General features: G+C 67.9%; 21 protein-coding genes. 15 read left to right on the top strand and 6 right to left on the bottom strand.

Features of this window, described 5'->3' with window-relative positions:
* Positions 1–10: 10 nt before the first annotated feature.
* From G4223_RS00710 to G4223_RS00745, 8 genes are all read left to right on the top strand, one after another.
* On the top strand, positions 11–955 hold the full coding sequence (locus G4223_RS00710) for a tyrosine recombinase XerC (RefSeq protein ID WP_163673751.1): 945 nt from the start codon (positions 11–13) through the stop codon (positions 953–955).
* 41 nt (positions 956–996) lie between these two features.
* Positions 997–1464 (top strand): tRNA (adenosine(37)-N6)-threonylcarbamoyltransferase complex ATPase subunit type 1 TsaE, encoded by a 468-nt coding sequence (gene tsaE / locus G4223_RS00715; protein WP_163673753.1) that lies wholly within the window; start codon positions 997–999, stop codon positions 1462–1464.
* Positions 1461–2450, top strand: coding sequence for an aminoglycoside phosphotransferase family protein (locus tag G4223_RS00720; RefSeq protein WP_163673755.1), 990 nt, complete (start codon positions 1461–1463; stop codon positions 2448–2450). Before tsaE ends, G4223_RS00720 begins: the two co-directional genes overlap by 4 nt.
* Positions 2447–3160: a nucleotidyltransferase family protein gene (locus tag G4223_RS00725; protein WP_163673757.1), complete on the top strand. Its 714-nt coding sequence runs from the start codon at positions 2447–2449 to the stop codon at positions 3158–3160. Before G4223_RS00720 ends, G4223_RS00725 begins: the two co-directional genes overlap by 4 nt.
* A 117-nt stretch (positions 3161–3277) precedes the next feature.
* Complete coding sequence (gene addB / locus G4223_RS00730; RefSeq protein WP_163673760.1) at positions 3278–6217, top strand: double-strand break repair protein AddB; 2940 nt, start codon at positions 3278–3280, stop codon at positions 6215–6217.
* 35 nt (positions 6218–6252) lie between these two features.
* Positions 6253–6633: a GxxExxY protein gene (locus G4223_RS00735; RefSeq protein WP_163673762.1), complete on the top strand. Its 381-nt coding sequence runs from the start codon at positions 6253–6255 to the stop codon at positions 6631–6633.
* A gap of 55 nt (positions 6634–6688) precedes the next feature.
* Positions 6689–10177: a double-strand break repair helicase AddA gene (addA, locus tag G4223_RS00740; RefSeq protein WP_163673764.1), complete on the top strand. Its 3489-nt coding sequence runs from the start codon at positions 6689–6691 to the stop codon at positions 10175–10177.
* 52 nt (positions 10178–10229) lie between these two features.
* Positions 10230–10850, top strand: a complete 621-nt coding sequence (locus tag G4223_RS00745; RefSeq protein ID WP_163673766.1) for a TetR/AcrR family transcriptional regulator — start codon at positions 10230–10232, stop codon at positions 10848–10850.
* Here G4223_RS00745 and G4223_RS00750 read toward each other — a convergent pair.
* Together G4223_RS00750 and G4223_RS00755 are read right to left on the bottom strand one after the other, a co-directional pair.
* The gene (locus G4223_RS00750) at positions 10822–12027 is read right to left on the bottom strand and encodes an MFS transporter (RefSeq protein ID WP_163673768.1); all 1206 of its coding nucleotides are present in this window, start codon (positions 12025–12027) and stop codon (positions 10822–10824) included. The genes G4223_RS00745 and G4223_RS00750 overlap by 29 nt on opposite strands.
* Complete coding sequence (locus G4223_RS00755) at positions 12020–13006, bottom strand: aldo/keto reductase (RefSeq protein ID WP_163673770.1); 987 nt, start codon at positions 13004–13006, stop codon at positions 12020–12022. The genes G4223_RS00750 and G4223_RS00755 overlap by 8 nt, the downstream gene beginning before the upstream one ends.
* Positions 13007–13097: 91 nt before the next feature.
* Here G4223_RS00755 and G4223_RS00760 point away from each other — a divergent pair, with 91 nt between their 5' ends.
* Positions 13098–13703 carry a TetR/AcrR family transcriptional regulator gene (locus G4223_RS00760; RefSeq protein WP_163673771.1) on the top strand — a complete coding sequence of 202 codons (606 nt, stop codon included), beginning with the start codon at positions 13098–13100 and terminating at the stop codon, positions 13701–13703.
* Here G4223_RS00760 and G4223_RS00765 read toward each other — a convergent pair whose 3' ends face one another.
* Together G4223_RS00765 and G4223_RS00770 are read right to left on the bottom strand one after the other, a co-directional pair.
* Positions 13704–14570 carry a prephenate dehydratase gene (locus G4223_RS00765; RefSeq protein ID WP_163673773.1) on the bottom strand — a complete coding sequence of 289 codons (867 nt, stop codon included), beginning with the start codon at positions 14568–14570 and terminating at the stop codon, positions 13704–13706.
* 15 nt (positions 14571–14585) lie between these two features.
* Positions 14586–15335 (bottom strand): 3-deoxy-manno-octulosonate cytidylyltransferase, encoded by a 750-nt coding sequence (locus G4223_RS00770; protein WP_163673775.1) that lies wholly within the window; start codon positions 15333–15335, stop codon positions 14586–14588.
* 138 nt (positions 15336–15473) lie between these two features.
* On the opposite strand from G4223_RS00770, the gene hisN reads away from it, so the two are divergent.
* Genes hisN through G4223_RS00795 form a run of 5 tightly spaced genes read left to right on the top strand, consistent with a single transcriptional unit; the run spans position 15474 to position 21824 of the window.
* On the top strand, positions 15474–16271 hold the full coding sequence (hisN, locus tag G4223_RS00775) for a histidinol-phosphatase (RefSeq protein WP_163673777.1): 798 nt from the start codon (positions 15474–15476) through the stop codon (positions 16269–16271).
* Positions 16268–18061 (top strand): extracellular solute-binding protein, encoded by a 1794-nt coding sequence (locus tag G4223_RS00780; RefSeq protein ID WP_163673779.1) that lies wholly within the window; start codon positions 16268–16270, stop codon positions 18059–18061. Before hisN ends, G4223_RS00780 begins: the two co-directional genes overlap by 4 nt.
* 3 nt (positions 18062–18064) lie before the next feature.
* Complete coding sequence (locus G4223_RS00785) at positions 18065–19165, top strand: microcin C ABC transporter permease YejB (protein WP_163673781.1); 1101 nt, start codon at positions 18065–18067, stop codon at positions 19163–19165.
* Between the two features lie 2 nt (positions 19166–19167).
* A complete protein-coding gene (locus G4223_RS00790; protein WP_163673783.1) occupies positions 19168–20193 on the top strand; it encodes an ABC transporter permease in 1026 nt (341 codons plus the stop codon).
* Positions 20190–21824, top strand: a complete 1635-nt coding sequence (locus G4223_RS00795) for an ABC transporter ATP-binding protein (RefSeq protein ID WP_163673785.1) — start codon at positions 20190–20192, stop codon at positions 21822–21824. The genes G4223_RS00790 and G4223_RS00795 overlap by 4 nt, the downstream gene beginning before the upstream one ends.
* On the opposite strand, the gene G4223_RS00800 is transcribed toward G4223_RS00795, so the two are convergent.
* Entirely contained in the window at positions 21805–22434 is a 630-nt protein-coding gene (locus tag G4223_RS00800; protein WP_163673787.1) for a hypothetical protein, read from the bottom strand. The genes G4223_RS00795 and G4223_RS00800 overlap by 20 nt on opposite strands.
* Before the next feature lie 104 nt (positions 22435–22538).
* Here G4223_RS00800 and G4223_RS00810 point away from each other — a divergent pair, with 104 nt between their 5' ends.
* Positions 22539–23186 carry an EF-hand domain-containing protein gene (locus G4223_RS00810; RefSeq protein ID WP_205762307.1) on the top strand — a complete coding sequence of 216 codons (648 nt, stop codon included), beginning with the start codon at positions 22539–22541 and terminating at the stop codon, positions 23184–23186.
* 34 nt (positions 23187–23220) lie between these two features.
* Here the strand turns inward: G4223_RS00810 and argB are convergent, their stop codons facing one another.
* The gene (gene argB / locus G4223_RS00815) at positions 23221–24135 is read right to left on the bottom strand and encodes an acetylglutamate kinase (protein ID WP_163673789.1); all 915 of its coding nucleotides are present in this window, start codon (positions 24133–24135) and stop codon (positions 23221–23223) included.
* Positions 24136–24138 lie beyond the last annotated feature (3 nt).

A 24138-nucleotide genomic window follows, 5' to 3' on the forward strand; every position in this document is an offset into this window, starting at 1 on the left:
TCATCACGCCATGGTCGCCGCTCCCATCCATTTCGCCGCCCGTCCCGATCTGGCCGCCGCCATTCAGAACTGGCGCGACTGGCTGGCCGGTGAACGCCGCGCCAGCCCGCACACCCTGGACGGCTATGCCCGCGACCTGTCGGCGTTCTGCGCCTTCCTGCTCGGCCATCTGGGACAAGAGCCCGACCTGCCGGCGCTGGCGACGCTGAGCCCGGCCGATTTCCGCGCCTTTCTGGCGGCACGTCAGAACGACGGCCTGGGGCGGTCGTCCATGGCCCGGCTGATGAGCACGCTGCGCGGCTTCTTCAAATATCTCGACCGCTTCGACCTGGTGCACAACCCAGCGCTTGGCGCCGTCAAGTCGCCGCGTCCGCCAAAATCGGTGCCCAAGCCGCTGGCCGCCGACGAGGCCTTGGAAGCGCTGGCCACCGCCGGCGAACTGCACGACGAACCATGGCTGGCGGCACGCGACGTCGCCTTGTTCACCCTGCTTTACGGCTGCGGCCTGCGCCTGGGCGAGGCCTTGGGCATGAACAAACGCGACGCGCCCAAGGGCGACACCATGGTCATCACCGGCAAGGGCCGCAAACAGCGCATGGTGCCGGTGCTGGCGGTGGTGCGCGAGGCCATCGCCGATTATGTCGGCCAATGCCCCTATCCGCTGGCCGCCGACGGCCCGCTGTTCGTCGGCGCACGCGGGGGCAAGCTCAATCCCGGCGTGGTCCAGCGCCAGATGCGGCGGCTGCGGCTGTTGCTCGGCCTGCCGGAAACGGCGACGCCGCACGCCCTCCGACATTCCTTCGCCACCCACCTGCTGGCCGGCGGCGGCGACTTGCGCACCATCCAGGAATTGCTGGGCCATTCCTCGCTGTCCACCACCCAGCGCTATACCAAGGTGGACGCGGCACGGCTCAAGGGCGTCTACGACGCGGCCCATCCGCGGGCGAAGGGATAAGGGGCTTTGCAGCCCCGCATCGCCCACGCTACAAGCAAGGGATGAGCACGACCCTCACTCTCGACCTGCCCGACGAGGCCGCGACCCGGGCCCTGGGCGCGCGGTTGGCCCGACTGGCCCGACCGGGCGACGTCATCTTGCTGTTCGGCACGCTGGGCACCGGCAAGAGCACGCTGGCACGGGCCTTCATCCGCGCGCTCACCTCCCCGGACGAGGAAGTCCCCAGCCCCACCTTCACCCTGGTCCAGGCCTATGAGGCAAAGACCGCCGACATCTGGCATTTCGACCTGTACCGCCTGGACAAGCCCGAAGACGCCTATGAACTGGGGATCGAGGACGCCTTCCTGGACGGCGTCAGCCTGATCGAATGGCCCGAGCGGCTGGGCGGACTGGCACCGCGTCGGCGCCTGGACCTAAGCCTTGAGACCGGTGGCGCCGAAACCGCCCGCCGCGCCACCTTGACCTCCCACGGACAGTGGGACGACCGACTGAAAGACCTGCCCGCATGACCACGCGCGACGCGCTGATTTCCCAATTCCTGACCCAGGCCGGCTGGGCCGACGCCGCGCGCGGCCGGCTGGCCGGCGACGCCAGCTTCCGCCATTACGACCGCCTGACGCGCGGCGACGAAAGCGCCGTGCTGATGGACGCGCCGCCACCCAAGGAAGACGTGCGCCCGTTTGTCCGCGTTGCCCGCCATCTCGCCGCCATGGGGTATTCGGCGCCACGCCTGTTGGCGGTGGACGAAAAGGCCGGCCTGCTGCTGCTGGAGGATTTGGGCGACGGCACCTATACCCGGCTGTTGGCCCAGGGCGGCGACGAAACCGCGCTTTACGCGCTGGCCACCGATGTTCTCGCCGACCTCAACAACCGTACCGACGCCATCCCCCAAGGGGTGCCGGCCTATGACAACGACCGACTGCTGACCGAGGCGTTGCTGCTGACCGATTGGTATCTGCCGGCCCTGGGAATGCAGCCCGACCCGGTGGCGCGGGCCGAATACCAGCGGCTGTGGCTGGAGTTGTTCCCCGTCGCCCGCGCCGTGCCCGAAACGCTGGTGCTGCGCGACTTCCATGTGGACAACCTGTTGCTGCTGGACCGTCCCGGCCTTGCCGCCTGCGGCCTTCTGGATTTCCAGGACGCGGTGGCGGGTCCTTTGACCTACGATCTGATGAGCCTGTTGGAAGACGCCCGGCGCGACATCGACCCCGCCTTGGTCTCGGCCATGAAGGACCGCTACCTCGCCGCCCGCCCCGGCCTGGACCGCGCGGCGTTCGAGGCGTCGTGGGCGGTGCTGGCCGCCCAGCGCCACGCCAAGGTCATCGGCATCTTCACCCGGCTGTGCCGGCGCGACGGCAAGCCCGGTTACCTGATTCACATTCCGCGCCTGTGGCGGTTGCTGGAGCGGGCCTGCGCCCACCCGGCACTGGCCGGCATCAAGGCGTGGCTGGATACCCATGTTCCCGCCGACCGGCGCGAGGTGCCGACACCATGACCGCACATCTCCACCACGCCATGGTGCTGGCCGCCGGGCTGGGCCTGCGCATGCGCCCCATCACCGACCACACCCCCAAGCCGCTGGTCGAGGTGGCCGGGCGGACCATGCTGGATCGGGCACTGGACCATCTGGCGGTGGCCGGGACCAGCCATCTGGTGGTCAACACCCATTGGCTGGCCGACAAGGTGGCGTCGCACCTGTCGGGCCGTCCCGGCATCACCTTGTCACACGAGAGCGAACTGCTGGAAACCGGCGGCGGTGTCGCCAAGGCATTGCCGCATCTGGGAACCGACCCGTTCTATGTGGTCAATTCGGACATCATCTGGACCGACGGGGCGGTGCCGGCATTGAAGCGGCTGGCCCTGGCCTGGGACGACGACCGCATGGACGTGCTGTTGCTGTTGACCCCCACCGCCACCGCCATGGGCTATGACGGACCCGGCGACTTCTTCCTGGACGGGCACGGCCTGCCGCGCCGCCGCCGCGACCGCGAGGTGGCGCCGTTGCTGTTCGCCGGCGTTCAGATCCTGTCGCCGCGGTTGTTCCAGGACGCGCCATCGGGCAAGTTCTCGTTGAACGTGTTGTACGACCGTGCGTTGGAGGCGGGACGGCTGTCCGCCATCGTCCACGACGGCCGCTGGTACCACGTCGGCACCCCCGACGCCCTGCCCCAAGTCGAAGCGGCTATCGAGGCCGAGACACCCTAGTGGGGTGGTGACACGGATGGACACGGATAAACACGGACCAAAAGCAAACGGGGGAACATCCGTGTTCATCCGTGTCCATCCGTGTCACCTTGATCCGGGCTGTTCGGGGAAGACCCCATGACCAATGTCGCGGGCAGGATATTCACCATTCCGCCGGGCATGGCCTTCGTCGATGCCCTGGCCGCCCACCTGTTGGCCGAGGCCGACGGCGACCCGTTGCGGCTGGCCGAGATGGAGGTGCTGTTGCCCAACCGCCGCGCCTGCCGCTCCGGGCGTGAGGCGTTTCTGCGGCTGTCTGGCGGCAAGCCCCTGCTGTTGCCGCGCCTGCGTCCCATGGATGGCGGCGACGGCGACGAGGCGGAATTGTTCGCCGATGGGCCGCTCGACATTCCCCCGGCCATTTCCCCCATCGAACGCCACCTGTTGCTGACCCGGCTGGTGCTGGCCATGGGCTCGGGGCGCGGCGGTCTGCCCCCCACCCCCGACCAGGCGGCCCGGCTGGCGGCCGAACTGGCCGCCCTGTTGGACGCGGTGCAGATCGAGCGCATCGACTTCAGCCGCCTGGAAACCCTGGTGCCCGAGGATTACGCCGAGCACTGGCAGGTGACGCTGAAGTTCCTGACGATCGTCACCGAATTGTGGCCGGCGCTGTTGGGCGACCGCCTTGATCCGCAGGAACGGATCAACCGCATCCTCGACGCCCAGGCGGCACGCTGGCGAAGCGATCCGCCCGATACCCCGGTCATCGCCGCCGGCTCCACCGGTTCGCGTCCGGCCAGCGCCGAGTTGATCGCCGTCATCGCCGGCCTGCCGCGCGGCAAGGTGGTGTTGCCCGGCCTGGACCTTGCCATGGACGAGGCCGCCTGGGCGGCCCTGGACGAAAGCCATCCCCAGTTCGGCATGAAGAAATTGCTGGCCCATCTGGGGGTGGAACGCCGCGCCGTCCGCCCCCTGGGCCGCGAGCCCGACCCGCGCGGCGCCCGCGCCGCCCTGTTGGCCGAGGCCTTGCGCCCCGCCGCCACCTGCGAAGCATGGCGCGACATGGGAGAGTTCCCCGCCGCCACCTTGGACGGCGTATCCCGTCTTGACGCCCCCACCCCGCGTGAGGAGGCGGGCGCCATCGCGCTGATCCTGCGCGAGACGTTGGAAAAGGACGGCCGCACCGCCGCCCTGGTCACCCCCGACCGGACCCTGGCCCGGCGGGTGGCGGCCGAACTGGAACGCTGGGGACTGGTGATCGACGATTCCGCCGGCCAGCCGCTCGACACCTCGGAACCAGGGTGCTTCCTGCGGCTGTTGGCCGAGATGGTGGCCGACGATTTCGCGCCGCACGCCACGCTGTCCTGTCTCAAGCATCCGCTGGCGGCGGCGGGCGACGACACCGCCGCCTTCCGCGCCCTGGTGCGGCGGCTGGAAACCGCCGCCTTGCGCGGGCCGCGCCCAGCCCCCGGCATCGCCGGCCTGAAGGCGGCCGCCAAGGACGGCAAGATCCGCGACGGGCTGGACCGCGTCGCCGCCGCGCTGGAACCGTTCGTGCGGGTGATGGCGCAAGAGACCGCCCCCCTGGCCGATCTGGTCCGCACCCACATGGAAGCCGCCGAGGCGTTGGCCGCCACGCCGCTGTTGCCTGGACCGGCGCGGTTGTGGAAGGGCGAGGCGGGCGAGGCCCTGGCCGGCTGGGCCGGCGACCTGACCACCGCCGCCCAAGCGGTGGGCGCCACCTTCCCGGCCATCCCGCCGCGTTTCTATCCCGCCTTGTTCGAACAGCTCCTGAGCGGCCAGGTGGTGCGCCAGGCCTGGGGCAGCCATCCCCGGCTGTTCCTGTGGGGCCCCATGGAGGCGCGGCTGCAAAAGGCCGACGTCATGGTGCTGGGCGGCCTGAACGAGGGCACCTGGCCGGGCGAGGCCCAGGCCGACCCGTGGATGAGCCGCCCCATGCGCGCCGCCTTCGGATTGCCGGCCCCCGAGCGCAAGATCGGATTGGCCGCCCACGATTTCGCCATGGCCTTCGCCGCGCCGCGGGTGGTGCTGTCGCGGTCCGCCCGCGTCGATGGCACCCCCACCGTACCGGCCCGCTGGCTGCTACGCCTCAAGGCGGTGATGGACGCCGCCGGCCTGGATTTTGGCGAGGACGCGACCCCTTTCCTCGACTGGCACACCCGTCTCGACCGTCCCGAGGCTTTCGAGCGGGTGGCCCCCCCGGCCCCGCGCCCGCCGGTCACCGCCCGGCCGCGCAAATTGTCGGTCACCGAGATCGAAACCTGGATGCGCGACCCCTATGGCATCTATGCCAAGCACATCCTGGGGCTTCGCGCGCTCGACCCCATCGACGCCGATCCCGGTGCCGCCGAATACGGGTCCCTGGTCCACGCCGCCATCGAAACCTTCCTGAACGAGATTTCCGGCCCGTTGCCGGCCGACGCCGAAACCCGGCTGCTGACCATCGGCCGCGAGGTGTTCGCCGACGTGCTGGACCGGCCCGGCGTGTGGGCGTTCTGGTGGCCGCGCTTCGTGTCGGTGGCGCGATGGCTGGTGGCGCATGAAAGCGCCCGCCGCGCCGACATCGCCCGAACCCATTGCGAGATCAAGGGCGCGCTTGAAATCGACGCCCCCGCCGGCCCCTTCCTGCTGCATGCCCGTGCCGACCGTGTGGACGTGCTGCGCGACGGCACGCTGGCGCTGGTCGATTACAAGACCGGCCAACCGCCCAGCCCGCGCGAAGTGGCCGCCGGCTACGCCCCGCAATTGCCTCTGGAAGCCGCCATCGCCCGCTTCGGCGGGTTCGAGGGCGTCGCCCCGGCCGAGGTCGCGCGCATGCTCTATTGGCGCCTGAAAGGCGGCGCGGACGGCGGCGAGGAAAAATCGGCCGGCGACAATCCCCGCCAGTTGACCGACCAAGCCATCGAGGGCCTCAAGGCCCTGGTCGCCACCTTCGACGACGAGCGCACCCCCTATGGCGCCCGCCCGCACCCCGACCGCGCCCCCAAATATTCCGACTACCAACATCTGGCCCGCATCCGCGAATGGTCAACCGCCGCCGAAGACGCAGAAGAGTGAGGCGGGATGACACGGATGGACACGGACAAACACGGATGAACGGAGCGCTTCCCCCCGCCACGGAAAAAATCACCGAAGCGATCATCGGTGCGGCTTTCGAAGTGTCGCGCCTGATGGGGCACGGTTTCCTGGAGGCGGTTTACCGGCGCCCGCTCGGACACGAGCTCGGACTGTGTGGGCTGAAATGGCGAGAAGAGGTTGCCTACCACCTTGCCTACAAGGGCAACCCCGTCGGCACGTATGTCGCCGACCTGTTGGTGGAAGACACGGTCATCGTGGAACTGAAGGCCGTGGACGCCCTCAACCCCCAGCACACCGGGCAAGTCCTGAATTATCTCAAGGCAGCCGACCTTACGGTCGGCCTTCTGCTCAATTTCGGCAAGCCGAGACTGGAAGTGAAAAGGGTGCTGCGATGACCCGTCCGTGTTCATCCGTGTTCATCCGTGTCCTTCCTCTGTTGGGGGGCCGTTCATGACAGATCCCTCGTCCTCCGCCCTTTTGGACGACGCCGCGTCGCGGCAGCGCCGTGCCGCCGATCCCGAGGCGTCGGTGTGGGTGGGCGCCTCGGCCGGCACCGGCAAGACCAAGGTGTTGACCGACCGGGTGCTGACCCTGTTGCTGGCCGGCACCGCGCCGCACCGCATCTTGTGCCTGACCTTCACCAAGGCCGCCGCCGCCGAGATGAGCAACCGCATCAACGAGCGGCTGGCGAAATGGGCCACGGCCCCCGATTCCGCCCTGGCCGGAGACCTGTTCAGGCTGTTGGGCCGCACCCCGGACGAGGGCACCATGATCAGCGCGCGGCGGCTGTTCGCCCGCGTGCTCGACGTGCCGGGCGGCATGCATATCGAAACCATCCACGCCTTTTGCCAATCGCTGTTGCGCCGCTTTCCGCTGGAAGCCGGGCTGGCGCCGCACTTCCAGGTGATGGACGACCGCGACGCCGGCGAATTGCTGGAGGAAGCCAAGGAAGAAATCCTGTCGCGCGCCCGTGGCGCCGCCGAGGGCGGCGTGGCCGACATGGCGCTGGCCGACGCCTTGGCCGACGTCACCGGCCGGGTCCACGAAAGCGCCTTTCCCGAACTGATGGCCGAATTGTCGGCGGAACGCGGCCGTCTGAAACGTCTGCTCGACACCCATGGCGGCATGGTGGGGGTGGTCGCGGCGGTGCGCGCCCGGCTTGGCCTCGCCGATGGCGACACCCCCGAAACCATCGTGGCGCGGGCCTGCGACGACGGTTCCTTCGACGGCGACGGGCTGCGCCACGCCATGGCGGCGTTGCTGAACGGGTCAAAGACGGACGTCGAACGCGGCCAGATTCTGGACCGCTGGCTGGCCGACCCGGACGGGCGGACGGCACGCTTCGCCGCCTATCGTCTGGCGTTCCTGACCGCCACCGACGGCACCGTCCGCAAGACGTTGTGCACCAAGAAAGTGGCCGAGCTTCCCGGCGTGCAGGCCGCGCTCGAGGCCGAGGCGGAACGTCTGGTCCGGGTGTCGGACCGGCTGAAATCGGCCACCATCGCCACCGCCACCGGCCATTTGCTGACCCTGGGCCACGCCTTGCTGGCCGCTTACGAACGGCGCAAGCAGGGCCGGGCGCTGATGGATTACGACGATCTGATCCTGGCGGCGCGCGAGCTTCTGGCCCGGCCCGGCGTCGCACCATGGGTGCTGTACAAGCTGGACGGCGGCATCGACCATGTGCTGATCGACGAGGCCCAGGACACCAACCCCGACCAATGGGCGGTGGTGGCGGCGCTGACCGAGGAGTTCTTCGCCGGACGCGGCGCCCGCGAGACGATCCGTACGGTGTTCGCGGTGGGCGACGTCAAGCAATCCATCTATTCGTTCCAGCGCGCCGACCCCAAGGCCTTCGACGCCATGCGCCGGCTGTTCGCCGAGCATGTCCCGCAAGCCGGCGGCAAATGGGCGGAAATCCCCCTGAACCTGTCGTTCCGTTCGGGCTGGGCGGTGTTGCGTGCGGTCAACGCGGTGTTCGCCCCCGACAGTCCGGCGCGCGACGGCGTCGCCGGCGCCGACGAGGACATCACCCACCTGGCTTTCCGCACTGGCTCCGCCGGCCGGGTCGAGGTGTGGCCGCCGGTGGAACCGCGCGCCGCCGACGAGGTGGCGCCGTGGAAGCCGCCCGTCGAGCGCATCAGCGGCGATTCCCCGCGCACCCGGCTGGCCCGGCTGGTGGCCCGGCGGATCAAGGCCATGGTCGGCCGCGAGACCCTGCCCAGCCACGGCCGCCCCGTCCGGGCCGGCGACGTCATGGTGTTGCTGCGCCGGCGCGGGTCGTTCGTCGAGGATCTGGTGCGCGAGCTCAAGGTGCTGGAAGTGCCGGTGGCCGGCGCCGACCGCATGGTGCTGACCGAACAGATGGCGGTCATGGACCTGATGGCGCTGGGCAACTTCCTGATCCTGCCCGACGACGACCTGACCCTGGCGACCGTGCTCAAGGGACCACTGGTGGGGCTGAGCGAGGAGGAGTTGTTCCGGCTGGCCTGGGGACGAGGCCGGGCGGGATTGTGGGACACCCTGCGCCGCCGCGCCGGCGAGGAGGAGGCGTTCGGCCGTGCCTTCGACACCCTGTCCGGGTTGTTGTCCAAGGTCGACCGGCTGTCGCCGCACGCCCTTTACGCCCAGGTGCTGGGGCCGTTGGGCGGCAAGCGCCGCCTGCTGGCGCGGCTGGGTCTCGAGGCCGAGGACCCGCTGGACGAGTTCATGTCGCTGACGCTGGCCTATGAACAAGGCCGCGCGCCCAGTCTTCAGGGCTTCCTGCATTGGCTGGAAACCGGCGCGGTCGAAATCAAGCGCGACCTGGAACAAGGCGGGCGCGACGCCGTGCGCATCATGACCGTGCACGGCTCCAAGGGACTTCAGGCGCCGGTCGTCTTCCTGCCCGACACGTTGCAGACGCCAACCCAAGGCTCACGCCTGCTGTGGCTGGACGACGACCTGTTGCTGTGGCCGCCGCGCGCCGAAATGAACGACGCGGTGGCCCAGGCGGGACGCGACGCCCAGAAGCTGGCGCGGGAACGGGAATACCGCCGTCTGCTTTACGTCGCCATGACCCGTGCCGAGGACCGGCTGGTGGTGTGCGGCTGGCAGACCAAGCGCGCCGCCCCCCAGGGGTGCTGGTACAACCTGACCCGCGAGGCGCTGGCCCCCGTCGCCGCCGAAATCGAGGACCCGTTCCTGGCGGCGCAAGGGGAAACCTCCGATGCCCGTATCCTGGTGACCGAATGCCCCCAGGACGGCCCCCCCGACCGCGAGGCGAAGACGGCCACCACCCGCCCCCCTGCCGCCGGCCCGCTGCCGTCCTGGGTGACGGCCCAGGCGCCGAACGAACCGGCGCCGCCGCGCCCGCTGGCGCCGTCGCGTCCCGACGGCGAAGAACCGGCCGCCCGCTCGCCGCTGAGCGGCGGCGCCGACACCCGCCGCTTCGCCCGTGGCAAGCTGATCCACAAGCTGTTGCAAACCCTGCCCGACATCGCCCCGGCCCAGCGCGCGGCGGCGGCCATGCGCTATCTGGCCAAGGCGGGACGGGAATTCGACGCCGCCGAACGAATCGCCATCGCCAACGAGGTCCAGACCGTGCTGGACCACCCCGCCTTCGCGCCGCTGTTCGCACCGGGCAGCCGGGCCGAGGTGCCCATCGTCGGCGTGGTGGACGAAACCCGCGTCATCGCCGGCCAGGTGGACCGGCTGGTGGTCACCGACAGCGAGGTTCTGGTGGTCGATTACAAGACCAACCGCCGGCCGCCGGTGGACCCGGCCGACATTCCGGCCGTCTATGTCCATCAGATGGCTGCCTATCATCTGGCTTTGTCGTGCATCTATCCGGGCCGCGCGGTGCGCTGCGCCCTGGTGTGGACCGACGGCCCCCGTCTGATGGAGGTCGAACGGAGCAGAATGGACGACGTTTTGGCCGGAATGATGACGCAGCGATAAATTGGACACATTCCGCTTCAAAAACTGAACCGGCTAGTTTAGTTTTGTCTTTATGCTCAAATCCTGTTCCGCCCGATCCTCGGCCAAACGCTCGGCCATCCTCGACGCCGCCCAGAGGTGTTTCCTCGAACACGGCTACGCCAGCACCAGCATGGACACCGTCGCCGCCACCGCCGCCGTGTCCAAGGCCACCATCTACGCCCACTTCCAAAGCAAGGACCAACTGTTCGCCGCCATCATCCACCGGCGCTGCGATTCGCTGGCCTGTGCCGCCGACGCGCTGGAAGTGTCCGAGATCACCGACGCGCGGGCCACCCTGACCACGCTGGCCCGCCAGTTGATGTCCATGCTGCTGGACGGCGACGTGTTGTGCATCTATCGCATGGTGGTGGCGGAATCGTCGCGCCACGCCGATCTGGCGCGAACCTATTTCGAGGCCGGACCGACACGCGGCAAGCAACGCCTGTCGAAAACCCTCGACGCGCTGGTGAGCAAGGGGCTGCTCCAGATCGACGACACCTGGCTGGCCATGGACCAGTTCATCGGCATGCTGCGCGGCGAACATTTCCACCGCGCCCTGCTGGGGTTGCCGGCCGGCGACCGCACCGATTTGGAACGCACCATCGAAGGCGCGGTCGAGACGATCATGCGGGCTTACGCCCCCCGCGCCTGATCTCCCCGCGCGCCAGTCCCTCGACCGCCGCCGCCGCCAGACCAAGACCGCCGCCCAGCACGCAGACCCCGCCCCAGCCCCAGCCGGCCCAGGCCTGGGCCCCCAAGGCCGAGCCCAGGGCGCCACCGGTGAACATCACCGTCATGTACACGGTGTTGAGCCGCGACCGCGCCGCCGCGTCCAGCGCATAGATGCGGGTCTGGTTGGACACCATGGCCGCCTGGGCGCCGACATCCATCACCAGCACCCCCACCACCAGCGCCGTCAGCGAATTGGGCCACAGCGCCATGGGGACAAAAGCCAACCCCACCGCCGCCGCACCACCGACGATCAGGAACCGCGGCCCCCGCCGGTCGGCAAGCCGCCCGGCCAAGGGCGCCATCAAGGCGCCGGCCGCGCCGATCACCCCGAACAGGCCGGCGACCGAACTGCCCAGATGCAGCGGCGGGGCCTGAAGCTTGAGCGCCAGCACCGACCAGAAGACGGAAAAGGCGGCGAATTGCAGCGCCTGGACCAGGGCGCCGCGCCGCAACACCGGATGAGCCAGGAACAGATCCAAAAGCGAGCGCATCAGACGCGGATAGGACAGACGCACGCTGGGCGCCACGCGCGGCAAGCGTGCCCACAACGCCAAGGTCATGACCAGCGTCAGCGCCACGCCGCCCCAGAAGGCGGCACGCCAGCCGGCCAGTTCGGCGATGAAGCCCGAGACGGTGCGCGCCAGCAAGATCCCCAGCAACAGCCCCATCATCACCGTGCCGACCGACCGGCCGCGCCGTGCCTCGGGCGCCAGTTGCGCCGCCAGCGGCACCACCTGCTGCGTCACCGTCGCCAACAGCCCGACCCCCAGTCCGGCCGCCGCCAGCACCGACAGCGACGGCGCCAGCGCCGCCACCGTCAGGGCCACCGTCAACGCCGAAGCGGTCACCAGGATCAGCCGCTTGCGCTCGACCCGGTCGCCCAACGGCGACAGCAGCAAAAGCCCCAGGGCGTAACCCACCTGGGTCAACACCGGCACCATGCCGATTTCGGCGCCGTCGGCCCCGAACTCGTGCGCCAGCAACCCCAGCACCGGCTGATTGTAATAGATGTTGGCGACCATGATGCCGGCCGCCGCCGCCAACAGGAACAGCAGCGACGGCGGCAACGGGTCGGCGGTGGATTCCGGGTTACGCATTCAGGCCCTTCATTCCTTCGGTGGGGTAGCGTTCGCCGGCCGCCGCACCGGGTGGCAACGCGGCATCCAGCGCCGCCAGTTCGGCCGCCGTCAAGGTTACGGCCGCCGCCGCGACGTTGTCTTCCAGATACTTGATCCGCTTGGTTCCGGGAATGGGCAGGATGTCGCCGCCTTGCGCCAGCAACCAGGCCAGCGCCACCTGGCCGGGGGTGCAGCCCTTGGCCGCCGCCAGGGCGCGGACCTTGTCCACCAGATGCTGGTTGGCCTCCATGTTGGCCCCCTGAAAGCGCGGGTTGGCGCGCCGGAAATCGCCTTCGGCCAGATCGTCGGTCTTGGCGATGGCCCCGGTCAACATGCCGCGTCCCAGCGGCGAATAGGCCACCAGACTGACCCCAAGCTCGCGACAGGTCGGCAGCACCTCGGCCTCGACGTCGCGGGTCCACAGCGAATACTCGCTTTGCACGGCGGAAATGGGGTGCACCGCATGGGCCCGGCGCAAGGTGTCGGCCGACACCTCGGACAGGCCCAGCGCCCGGACCTTGCCCTCCTTCACCAGATCGGCCATGGCCCCCACCGTATCCTCGATGGGAATGTCGGGATTGCGGCGATGAGCGTAGTAAAGGTCGATGACCTCGATTCCCAAGCGGGACAGCGACGCCTCGCACGCCGCCTTCACATAGGCCGGGCTGGTGTCGATGGTCCGCGCGTATTGACCGGGCTGGCGCACGATGCCGAACTTGGTCGCCACCACCACCCGGTCGCGCTTGCCCGCCAGAAAGCGTGCCAACAGACGCTCGTTGTGGCCGCTGCCATACATGTCGGCGGTGTCGAAATGGGTGACGCCGATCTCGAAAGCGCGGTCCAGGGTGGCCAGCGACTGCGTCTCGTCGGTGGGGCCATAGAACTCGCTCATGCCCATGCAGCCCAGACCCAGGGCCGAAACGCTCAGGCCGCTTTGGCCGATCTTACGCTGTTCCATGTTTTCTTCTCCCGCGCCGGGGTTGGGCGCATTAAGCTGGAGGGAGGAAATATGTAAACTACACTGTGCAGTGTACTTTCGGAGCCCAACCATGTCAAACCCCGGCTGCGGACAGCGCGGCGAGGTCAAGCGTCAGGCGGTGATCGATGCCGCCGAACGGATTTTCCTGGATCTGGGCTATGCCAACGCCTCGATGGATGGCATCGCCGCCGAAGCCGGGGTGTCCAAGCGCACGGTCTACAATCATTTCGCCGGCAAGGCCGAATTGTTCCAGGCGGTGGTCGGACGGCTGTATGCCGGCTTGCAGGAAGTGCAGCGGCGCGGCCTGCCGCTGGATCGCCCGCCGGAAGAGGTGCTGGCCGAGTTCGCCCGCGAGCTTCTGGTCCATCTGCGCCGGCCCGAGATGCTGGGGCTGTTCCGGCTGATCGTCGCCGAACGGCCGCGTTTCCCCGAACTGGGGCTGGCCTTCACCTCGGGCGGCAAGGGCGCCATCTTCGCCGTTCTCGAGGACTATTTCGCCGCCCAGACCAAGCGCGGCATCCTGGCGGTGGACGATCCGTGGCAGGCGGCGGCGGTATTTTTGGGGGTGCTCAAGGAAAGCGTGCACTGGCCGGCCCTGTTGGGCCTGCCGGTGACCGCGGACGACCGTGCCATCGCGACGGCCGTCCGCGCGATCATGCGTATGTATGGGGGGTGATTACTCCCCCGCCACGTTCTGGCTGAGACGGAACGGGTGCGCCGGATAGACGCCGACGATCCGCACCTCGTGGCTGAAGAATTCCAGTTCCTCAAGCGCCAGCCGCAGGGAACGCTGACTGGGGTGCCCCTCGACGTCGGCATAGAACTGGGCGGCCACGAACTCGCCGCCGACCAGATAGCTTTCCAGCTTGGTGATGTTGATGCCGTTGGTGGCGAAGCCGCCCATGGCCTTGTAAAGCGCCGCCGGCACGTTGCGCACCCGGAAGACGATGGTGGTGACGCAGGGCTGGTTGGGGTTGGGTTCGATCGCGTCGCGGGCCAACACCACGAAACGGGTGGTGTTGTGCTCGGCGTCCTCGATATTGGCCTTGAGGCTGTCGAGACCATAGATTTCGGCCGCCAGCTCGGAGGCGATGGCGGCGCGGGTGAGGTCACCGCTCTTGGCCAGTTCGGCCGCCGAACCGGCGGTGTCGGCGCCGACAATGACCTTGAGCCCCAATTGGCGGATCAGGTTGCGGCACTGTCCCAAGGCGTGGACATGGCTTTCCACCGAGGTGATGGAGTCGAGCGAAGCCCCCTTGGGGGCCAGCAGGTGGTGCTGGATGCGCTCGAAATGCTCGGCGATGATATGCAGCCCGGAATAGGGCAGCAGATGGTGCACGTCCGCCACCCGGCCGGCCACCGAATTGTCGATGGGGATCATGGCATAGCGGGCGCGGCCTTCGCGCACGGCGGCGAAGGCGTCCTCGAAAGTGGCGCAGGGCAAGGGCTGCATGGCCGGAAAGGCGTTGCGGCAGGCCAGATGGGAATAGGCGCCGGGCAAGCCCTGGAAGGCGATGGAATTGGCGGAATCGGACGTGGTCATGGCAGCCTGGAAATCCTAGAGGCCGGCGGCGAGGATGGCGCGGGCACGGTCGAGGTCGGCGGGAGTATCGACACCCAGCGGAACGGTGTCAACCAAGGCGCAGTCGATGCGCATACCGGCTTCCAACGCCCGCAACTGCTCCAGTTTCTCGCGCTTCTCCAGCACGCCCTGGGGCATCGAGACGAAGCGCCGCAATGCATCGCGCTTGTAGGCGTAAAGACCGATGTGGTGGTAATGCGGCCCCTCTCCCCATGGCGCGGTGGCACGGGTGAAATAAAGGGCGCGGCCGACCCGCGCACCGGCGGCGAACCCGACCACCGCCTTGACCACGTTGGGATTGGTGCGCTCGTCCTCGATGGCGATCTCGGCCACCAGGGTCGAGAGGTCGACATCTGGATTCTCAAGCGGCTGGAACACCGCGCGCACGATCTGGGGGTCGAGGGTCGGCAGGTCGCCCTGGACGTTGACCACCGCCCCATAGCGGCCTTCGGGGTCGACCTTCTGCAACGCCTCCCACACCCGGTCCGAGCCCGAGGGATGACCGGGATCGGTCAGCACCGCCGTCCCGCCATGGGCGACGACCGCGTCGGCGATTTCCTGCTCGGCGGCGGCCACCACCACCGGGCCGATACCGGCATCCACCGCGCGCCGCCACACCTGGACGATCATCGGCACGCCGTTGATGTCGGCCAACGGCTTGTTGGGCAAACGGGTGGCGGCCAGACGGGCGGGAATGACGACGACGGGATCGAGACGCGAAGACATGGGAAACGGCCCTCAGGAGGAATACGCAAGACGGCAACCTTATCGTGCCGCCCGCACGCGCGCCAACGCCTTTCCCCTCTGGCCTTCCGCGCCGGATCGCGCCACACTCGGGCCGCGCAAGAAATCCTTGGGGGATCCATGACCGCCGCCTGCACGCCTGGATTTGTCGTCCCGGCCGAGTTCGTCGCCCTGGCCGGGCGTCTGGCCGACGCCGCCCGCCCGGTGATCCGCAAGTATTTCCGTACGCCGGTGACGGTGGACGACAAAGCCGATTCGAGCCCGGTCACCATCGCCGACCGCGAGGCCGAGGCGACCATGCGGGCCATCATTTCGGAAACTTTCCCCGAGCACGGCATCCTGGGCGAGGAACACGGCCGCCATAACACCGACGCCGAATGGGTGTGGGTTCTGGACCCCATCGACGGCACCAAGGCGTTCATCACCGGCAAGCCCAGCTTCGGCACGCTGATCGCCCTGGCCCATCGCGGCAAGCCGGTGCTGGGGGTGATCGACCAGGCCATCCTGGACGAACGCTGGCTGGGTGGCGCGGGCCATCCCACCACCTTGAACGGCCAGCCGGCGCGGGTGCGGGACTGCGATGCGCTGGCCAAGGCCTATGCCTATACCACCGGGCCGGAATTCTTCGACGCCGACACCTTGCCGGCATGGAACCGCATCGCCGAACGGGTCAAACAGCCGCGTTATGGCTGCGATTGCTACGCCTATGCGTTGCTGACCTCGGGTTTCGTCGATCTGGTGGTCGAGGCCGGGCTCAAGCCCTATGACTATGCCGCCCTGGTGCCGGTGATCGAAAACGCCGGCGGCACCGTCACCGACTGGCTGGGGCAGCCGTTGACCATCGCTTCCGACGGCCGCGTCTGCGCCGCCGGCGACGCCCGCCTGCACGCCCTGGCGCTCGAGGTGCTGGCGGGATGAGGGGAATCGCCGCGGCCGTCCTTGCCCTGATCTGCGCCACCACCCCCGCCTGGGGCGCCCCCCGCCACGGTATCGCCATGCACGGCGAGCCGAAATACCCGGCGGGCTTCAGCCATTTCGGCTACGTCAACCCCGACGCCCCCAAGGGCGGCGAGCTGCGCCTTGCCGACCAGGGCACCTTCGACAGCCTGAACCCGTTCATCGCCAAGGGACAGACCCCGGCCGGGCTGACGGCACTGGTGTACCAGAGCCTGATGGTCGCCAACGCCGACGAGCCGTTTTCCATGTACGGCCTGATCGCCGAAAGCGTCGACACCCCCCCCGACCGGTCGTGGGCCACCTATGTCATCCGCAAGGAGGCACGCTGGCAGGACGGCACCCCCATCACCCCCGAGGACGTGGTCTTCTCGCTCGACATCCTGCGCGGCAAGGGCACACCCAATTACCGCTTTTACTATGCCGGGATCGAGAAAGCGGAAAAGGTCGGGCCGCGTTCGGTCAAGTTCACCTTCAAGCCCGGCGACAACCGCGAACTGCCGCTGATCATCGGCGAGATGCCGATCCTGCCCAAGCATGCCTGGGAGGGCCGCGCCTTCGATTCCACCTCCCTGGAACGCCCGCTGGGCAGCGGCCCCTATCGCGTCGGCGCCTTCGAACCCGGCCGCTACATCGTCTATGAGCGCGATCCCGATTATTGGGCCGGGAATCTGGCCGTCCAACGCGGGCTCTACAATTTCGACCGCGTGCGTTTCGACTTCTACCGCGACGCCACCGTCGAGCTGGAGGCGTTGAAAGCCGGGGAATTCGACTTCCGATCCGAGAGCGAAGCCAAGAAATGGGCCACCGCCTATGACGACTGGGCGGCGCTCAAGGACAGACGCGCCCGCAAGGAATGGCTGGACGATTCCATGCCCAACGGCATGCAGGCCTTCGTCTACAACCTGCGCCGGCCGTTGTTCGCCGATGCCCGCGTCCGCCGGGCACTGGCCTATGCCTTCGACTTCGAATGGACCAACGCCACCTTGTTTTATGGCCAGTACCGGCGCAGCGACAGCTATTTCGCCCATTCCGAACTGGCCGCCACCGGATTGCCCGGCCCCGACGAACTGAAGGTTTTGGAGCCGCTCAGGGACAAGATTCCGCCCGAGGTGTTCACCACCCCCTACCAACCGCCGGCCACCGATCCGGCCACCGGCATCCGCCCCAACCTGCGCGTCGCCATGAAGCTGTTGGAAGAGGCCGGCTGGCGGGTGGTGGACGGCAAGCTGGTCAAGGACGGCAAGCCGTTCCGCTTTGAAATCCTGTTGGTCCAGCCGGCGTTCGAGCGCGTCACCCTGCCCTTCGTGCGCAACCTCGCGCGATTGGGCATCGAGGCGCGGGTGCGCACCGTCGATTCCACCCAATACACCAACCGCCTGCGCGACTTCGACTTCGACATGGTGGTGGGGAGCTGGGGGCAATCGGCGTCGCCCGGTAACGAACAGGCCATGTTCTGGAGCAGCCAGGCCGCCGACCAGCCGGGCAGCCGCAACGTGGGCGGCATCAAGAATCCGGCGGTGGACACCCTGGTCGACCTGGTGATCAGCGCCCCCGACCGCGAGCAGTTGGTGGCGCGCACCCGTGCGCTGGACCGGGTGCTGTTGTGGAACCATTACGTCATCCCGCAATGGTATCTGGGGGCCAGCCGGCTGGCCTATTGGGACAAGTTCGGCCACCCGCCGGAGGTGCCGATGAAGGGCTACCAATTGTTCGCCTGGTGGGCGAAAAGCGCGGAAAAGAAGGGGAAATAGGGCATGCTGGCCTATGTCCTGCGCCGTCTGGCGCTGATCCCGCTGACCTTGTTCGGCATCATGGCCGTCAACTTCGTCATCGTGCAACTGGCCCCCGGCGGCCCGGTCGAGCAGATGATCGCCCGCCTCGAAGGCACCGCCGGCGGCGAAACCCAACGCCTGTCCGGCGGCGGCGGCGAACTGGCGGGAGCGGCCCGCGCGGCGCGGGCCGGCGAGAACAGCGCCTATCGCGGCGCCCAGGGGCTTGACCCCGCCTTCGTCGCCGAGATCGAAAAACAGTTCGGTTTCGACAAGCCGGCGGGCGAACGCTTCGTCCAGATGCTGGGCAATTACATCCGCTTCGACTTCGGCAAGAGCTTCTACCGCGACACCTCGGTCATCGATTTGATCCTGGAAAAGATGCCGGTCTCCATCTCGCTGGGATTGTGGACGACGCTGATCATCTATCTGGTGTCCATCCCGTTGGGCATCGTCAAGGCGCGGCGCGACGGATCGGCTTTCGACATCGCCAGCTCGTGGGCGATCATCGTCGGCTATGCGGTGCCGGGCTTCCTGTTCGCCATCTTGCTGATCATCGTCTTCGCCGGCGGCCGTTATCTGGCATGGTTCCCGCTGCGCGGGCTGACCGGCACCGATTGGGACTCGCTGTCCACCTTGGGCAAGATCGCCGATTATTTCTGGCATCTGACCTTGCCGGTCACCGCACTGGTGGTCGGCAGCTTCGCCAGCCTGACCATGCTGACCAAGAACTCGTTCCTGGAAGAGATCAACAAGCAATACGTGATCACCGCAAGGGCCAAGGGCTTGTCCGAAAACCGCGTCCTTTACGGCCACGTCTTCCGCAACGCCATGTTGCTGGTGGTGGCCGGCTTCCCCGCCGCCCTGGTCGGCATCCTGTTCGCCGGTTCGATCCTGATCGAGATCATCTTCTCGCTCGACGGCATCGGTCTGTTGGGATACGAGGCGGTGGTCAACCGCGATTATCCGGTGATGTTCGGCACCCTTTACATGTTCAGCCTTCTGGGGCTGGTGCTCAACCTGATCGGCGACCTGACCTACCACCTTGTCGATCCACGCATCGACTTCGGCAAGCGCGAGGTCTGAGGATGAGGCTCTCTCCGCTCACCCGCCGCCGCCTCGACGCCTTTCGCCGCAACCGCCGCGGCTTCTGGGCGTTGTGGCTGTTCCTCGGGCTGTTCGTGCTGACGCTGGGCGCCGAGTTGGTGGCCAACGACCGGCCGCTGATGGTTGGCTATCAAGGCTCCTTGTATTTCCCGGTGTTCAAGGATTACCCCGAGGTGACGTTCGGCGGCGATTTCCTGACCTATACCGACTACCGCGACCCCTACATCGCGCAAAAGATCGCCGAAAACGGCTGGGCGCTGTGGCCGCCGCTGCGCCACGACCACCAATCCATCTCCTATGACGTGACGCGCCCCCATCCCAGCCCGCCCTCGGCCGAGAACCCGCTGGGCACCGACGACCAGGGCCGCGACGTGCTGGCCCGGCTGATCTATGGCTTGCGGCTGTCCATCCTGTTCGGCCTGACGCTGACGCTGGTCAGTTCGGCCGTCGGCGTCGCCGTCGGCGCGGTCCAGGGATATTTCGGCGGCCGCGTCGACCTGCTGGGGCAACGCTTTCTGGAAATCTGGGGCGGATTGCCGCAATTGCTGATCCTGATCATCGTCGCCAGCATGATCGCGCCGGGATTCTGGACGCTGCTGGGGGTGCTGGTGCTGTTCTCGTGGACATCGCTGGTGGGGGTGGTCCGCGCCGAGTTCCTGCGCGCCCGCAACTTCGACTATGTCCGCGCCGCCCAGGCGCTGGGCATGGACGACCTGCGGGTGATCATGCGCCACGTCCTGCCCAACGCCATGGTGGCGACGCTGACGTTCATGCCGTTCATCCTGTCCTCTTCCATCGTCTCGCTGACCGCGCTGGACTTCCTCGGGCTTGGCCTGCCGCCCGGTTCGCCGTCGCTGGGCGACCTGTTGGCCCAGGGCAAAGCCAACCTTCAGGCGCCGTGGCTGGGCATCGCCGGCTTCGTGGTGGTGGCGGCGCTGCTGTCGCTTCTGGTGTTCGTCGGCGAGGCGGTGCGCGACGCGTTCGATCCCAGGAAAACCAACCAATGACCCAATCCCCCTCCATCCTCGAGGTCCGCGATCTCGCGGTATCGTTCGGACAAGGCGACGCCGAGGTTCGCGCGGTGCGCGGCGTGTCCTTCACCCTGGCACGCGGCGAGACCCTGGCCCTGGTCGGGGAATCGGGATCGGGCAAGTCGGTGACCGCGCTGTCGATCCTGCAATTGTTGCCGTACCCGCGCGCCTGGCATCCCTCCGGGTCGATCCGGCTGAACGGCCAGGAACTGGTGGGCGCGCCGGAACGCGCCTTGCGCGCCGTGCGCGGCAACCGCGTCGCCATGGTGTTCCAGGAACCCATGACCTCCCTGAACCCGCTGCATTCCATCGAAACGCAGGTCGGCGAGGTGCTGGAGATCCACAAGGGCCTGCGCGGCCCGGCCCGGCGTGACCGCGTGCTGGAACTGCTGCGGCTGGTGGGCATCCCCGAACCGGAAAAGCGCCTGGGGGCGTTGCCGCACGAACTTTCCGGCGGACAGCGCCAGCGGGTGATGATCGCCATGGCCCTGGCCAACGAGCCCGACATTCTGATCGCCGACGAACCGACTACGGCGCTGGACGTCACCATCCAGGCGCAGATCCTGGCCTTGCTGAAGGAGCTTCAGGGCCGTCTCGGCATGGCGTTGCTGTTCATCACCCACGATCTTGGCATCGTGCGCAAGATGGCCGACCGGGTCTCGGTCATGAACATGGGCGAGGTGGTGGAAAGCGGCCCGGCGGCGGAATTGTTCGCCGCCCCCCAACATCCCTATACCCGGCGCCTGTTGGCGGCCGAACCCAAGGGCAAGCCCAATGCCGCCCCCGCCGACGCCCCGGTGGTCATGGAGGCCCGCGACCTGCGCGTGTGGTTCCCGATCAAGAGCGGCCTGTTGCGCCGGACGGTGGCCCACATCAAGGCGGTGGACGGCATCTCGCTGTCCATCCGCCAGGGCCACACCATCGGCGTCGTCGGCGAATCGGGGTCGGGAAAGACCACGCTGGGGCTGGCGCTGCTGCGGCTGATCGGGTCGAACGGCGCCATTTCCTTCGGTGGCGAGAACATCGCCGGCCTGTCGCCAAGCGCCCTGCGGCCACGGCGGCGGCACATGCAGATGGTGTTCCAGGACCCCTATGGCTCGCTGAGCCCGCGCCTGTCGGTCGGCCAGATCGTCGGCGAGGGGCTGGAGGTGCACAAGATCGGTGCCGACAGCACCGAACGACGCGCCATCATCTCGCACGCGCTTGAGGAGGTGGGACTGGACCCCGCCACCCAGGACCGCTATCCGCACGAATTTTCCGGCGGCCAGCGGCAACGCATCGCCATCGCCCGCGCCCTGGTGCTCAAGCCCCGCTTCATGGTGCTGGACGAACCGACCAGCGCCCTCGACGTCTCGGTTCAGGCGCAGATCGTCGATTTGCTGCGCGACATCCAGGCTCGCCACGGCATCGCCTACCTGTTCATCAGCCACGACCTGCGGGTGGTGCGCGCCCTGGCCGACGACCTGATCGTCATGAAGGATGGCCGCGTGGTGGAGATGGGCGACGCCGCCAAGATGTTCACCCACCCCCAGACCGACTACACCAGGGCGCTGATGGCCGCCGCGTTCAACCTGGAGGCACTGGAGCCTAGCACCACAGCGCCTTAAGGAACGCCTCCATGTGGAACGCGGCTTGTTCCGGCACATAGGCGTAATCCCGCCCCAAGGGACAGGCATGACGCGGCAGACAGCCGATGCCGCGGCATTCGCCGCCCGCTTCCAGATACGCCTTGCACTTCGGCACGTCATAGGGCACCGCCGCCGCTACCGGACAGGCGGCGGCGCAGGGTCTGTCGGCGCAACTGTCGCACGGGTTGGCCCCATCCGGGCGTGACGGCACCGCCACCGGGCCGTCGAAGGCCAAGGCACCGCGATAGGAATGCCACAGCCCGTATTGGGGATGGACCAGCACGCCCATGGGCGATGGATAAACCGCTTCCGCCGCCATGGCCCAGCGCTGGAACGGCAGGAAGGGCGGCCCGTCCTGGGGCAGCAGCGGCCGGGCGCCGAAACGCGCCGCCAAATCACCCATCACCCGCCGCGACCAATGGTCCAAGGGATCGGCCTCGTCCCGGCGCGCCGCCTGGAAATACGGCCAGAACGCCGAGCCGGCGGTACCGATCAAGACCACCGTGCCGAAATCGGGTGTCACCACCCCGCCACGCGCCAGCAAGCCGAACCCGGCCGCCGCATGGGCGACGTCGTCATAGCGCGTCATTTTCCCTCTTGCCGCATTTTTTCCGCCGGATCATGGCCCCCGCGCGCGTTCAATAATCGGGTATGGAGGATTTGGCCGCAAGAACCCTTACGCGCGGGGACGCCATGAGCACCACCGTCACCTCCACCGATTCGTCCACCTGGACCAGCCTGCAAACCCTGATCGCCGCCGCCGACGCCAACGGCGACGGCACGGTGTCGGAAACCGAGCTGGTGAGCGCCGTCACCGACGAATCCTCGTCCGTCGCCTCGGCCATCGTCACCGCCGCCGACAGCGACGGCGATGGCGCGGTGTCGCTGATGGAGTTCTCAAGCTTCGCCGACACCTTTTCCTCGGCCACCGGCATGGCCTTGCTGTCGGCGCAGGAACAATCCTCGGCCGTGGTGTCGTTTTTCACCGGTCTCGACAGTGACGGCAGCGCCACGCTCGACAGCGACGAACTGACCGCCGGCCTGACCGCCACCGAGGACAGCAGCGAAACCGAGGTCACCGTCACCGAGGAAGAGGAAACCAGCGAAAGCGAGGACACCTACACCGTATCGGACGAGGTCCAGGCGTTGCTGGACGCCATCGACACCAATGGCGACGGCGCGTTCGACAAATCCGACGTGGCGTTGCGGGTGCTGGAAGCGGCCGGCGAGGCGGAATCCAAGAACGACGACGATTTGACGTCGTCGCTGGTGACCACGCTCGACGCCAACGGCGACGGCACCTTGTCCGACGAAGAACTGCAAGCGGCCGGTCTCGCCTGAGACCGGCCACCGTTCAGAACCGAAAGAAGCGGGATCAGTCCGCCTTGATCAGCGTGCCGACGCCGTGCGGCGTGAACAGTTCCAGCAGCAGGGCGTGGGGCACCCGGCCGTCCAGGATGACGGCGGCATCGACGCCATTGGCCACCGCGTCCAGACAGGTTTCCACCTTGGGGATCATGCCGCCCGAAATGGTGCCGTCCTCGATGTAGCCCTTGACCTGGCTCGCGGTCATTTCCGGGATCAGGTTGCCGGCCTTGTCCAGCACGCCGGCGACGTCGGTCAGCATCAGCAGACGACGCGCGCCGGTGGCCCCGGCCACCGCGCCGGCCGCCGTGTCGGCGTTGATGTTGAAGGTCTCGCCGGCACCGCCCATGCCCACCGGAGCGATCACCGGGATAACGTCGGATTCGCGGAAGAAATCCAGGATATGCGGGGTGATTTCCGCCGGTTCGCCGACGAAGCCCAGATCCAGCACCCTCTCGATGTTGGAATCCGGGTCCTTCTTGGTACGGCGCAGCTTGCGCGCACGGATCAGGTGGCCGTCCTTGCCCGACAGGCCGACGGCGAAACCGCCGGCTTCGTTGATGGCCGACACGATCTGCTTGTTGATCTTGCCCGACAGGATCATCTCGACCACCTCGACGGTGGCTTCGTCGGTGAAGCGCAGGCCATCGACGCGCGGAGTGTTGATGTCCAGCCGCTTGAGCATCTGGTCGATCTGCGGGCCGCCGCCATGGACCACCACCGGGTTGATGCCCACCTGCTTCAACAGCACGATGTCGCGGGCGAACAGCCGGAACAAATCGTCCGATTCCATGGCGTGGCCGCCGAACTTGATCACCAGCGTCTCGTCCGAGAACTGGCGCATGAACGGCAGCGCCTCGGACAGGGTCTTGGCGCGTTCCAGCCAGGACGAACGGTCATGCAGGATGTCGGGCGAATCGCTCATTTG

It is taken from the genome of Magnetospirillum aberrantis SpK, assembly GCF_011022235.1.
Lineage (GTDB): Bacteria > Pseudomonadota > Alphaproteobacteria > Rhodospirillales > Magnetospirillaceae > Magnetospirillum > Magnetospirillum aberrantis.

Bases quoted from the DNA above. Each gene is read 5' to 3' on its own strand.
- G4223_RS00710 (WP_163673751.1), top strand. From the start codon at position 11: ATGGTCGCCGCTCCCATCCATTTCGCCGCCCGTCCCGATCTGGCCGCC.
- tsaE (WP_163673753.1), top strand. From the start codon at position 997: ATGAGCACGACCCTCACTCTCGACCTGCCCGACGAGGCCGCGACCCGG.
- G4223_RS00720 (WP_163673755.1), top strand. From the start codon at position 1,461: ATGACCACGCGCGACGCGCTGATTTCCCAATTCCTGACCCAGGCCGGC.
- G4223_RS00725 (WP_163673757.1), top strand. From the start codon at position 2,447: ATGACCGCACATCTCCACCACGCCATGGTGCTGGCCGCCGGGCTGGGC.
- addB (WP_163673760.1), top strand. From the start codon at position 3,278: ATGACCAATGTCGCGGGCAGGATATTCACCATTCCGCCGGGCATGGCC.
- G4223_RS00735 (WP_163673762.1), top strand. From the start codon at position 6,253: ATGAACGGAGCGCTTCCCCCCGCCACGGAAAAAATCACCGAAGCGATC.
- addA (WP_163673764.1), top strand. From the start codon at position 6,689: ATGACAGATCCCTCGTCCTCCGCCCTTTTGGACGACGCCGCGTCGCGG.
- G4223_RS00745 (WP_163673766.1), top strand. From the start codon at position 10,230: ATGCTCAAATCCTGTTCCGCCCGATCCTCGGCCAAACGCTCGGCCATC.
- G4223_RS00750 (WP_163673768.1), bottom strand. From the start codon at position 12,027: ATGCGTAACCCGGAATCCACCGCCGACCCGTTGCCGCCGTCGCTGCTG.
- G4223_RS00755 (WP_163673770.1), bottom strand. From the start codon at position 13,006: ATGGAACAGCGTAAGATCGGCCAAAGCGGCCTGAGCGTTTCGGCCCTG.
- G4223_RS00760 (WP_163673771.1), top strand. From the start codon at position 13,098: ATGTCAAACCCCGGCTGCGGACAGCGCGGCGAGGTCAAGCGTCAGGCG.
- G4223_RS00765 (WP_163673773.1), bottom strand. From the start codon at position 14,570: ATGACCACGTCCGATTCCGCCAATTCCATCGCCTTCCAGGGCTTGCCC.
- G4223_RS00770 (WP_163673775.1), bottom strand. From the start codon at position 15,335: ATGTCTTCGCGTCTCGATCCCGTCGTCGTCATTCCCGCCCGTCTGGCC.
- hisN (WP_163673777.1), top strand. From the start codon at position 15,474: ATGACCGCCGCCTGCACGCCTGGATTTGTCGTCCCGGCCGAGTTCGTC.
- G4223_RS00780 (WP_163673779.1), top strand. From the start codon at position 16,268: ATGAGGGGAATCGCCGCGGCCGTCCTTGCCCTGATCTGCGCCACCACC.
- G4223_RS00785 (WP_163673781.1), top strand. From the start codon at position 18,065: ATGCTGGCCTATGTCCTGCGCCGTCTGGCGCTGATCCCGCTGACCTTG.
- G4223_RS00790 (WP_163673783.1), top strand. From the start codon at position 19,168: ATGAGGCTCTCTCCGCTCACCCGCCGCCGCCTCGACGCCTTTCGCCGC.
- G4223_RS00795 (WP_163673785.1), top strand. From the start codon at position 20,190: ATGACCCAATCCCCCTCCATCCTCGAGGTCCGCGATCTCGCGGTATCG.
- G4223_RS00800 (WP_163673787.1), bottom strand. From the start codon at position 22,434: ATGACGCGCTATGACGACGTCGCCCATGCGGCGGCCGGGTTCGGCTTG.
- G4223_RS00810 (WP_205762307.1), top strand. From the start codon at position 22,539: ATGAGCACCACCGTCACCTCCACCGATTCGTCCACCTGGACCAGCCTG.
- argB (WP_163673789.1), bottom strand. From the start codon at position 24,135: ATGAGCGATTCGCCCGACATCCTGCATGACCGTTCGTCCTGGCTGGAA.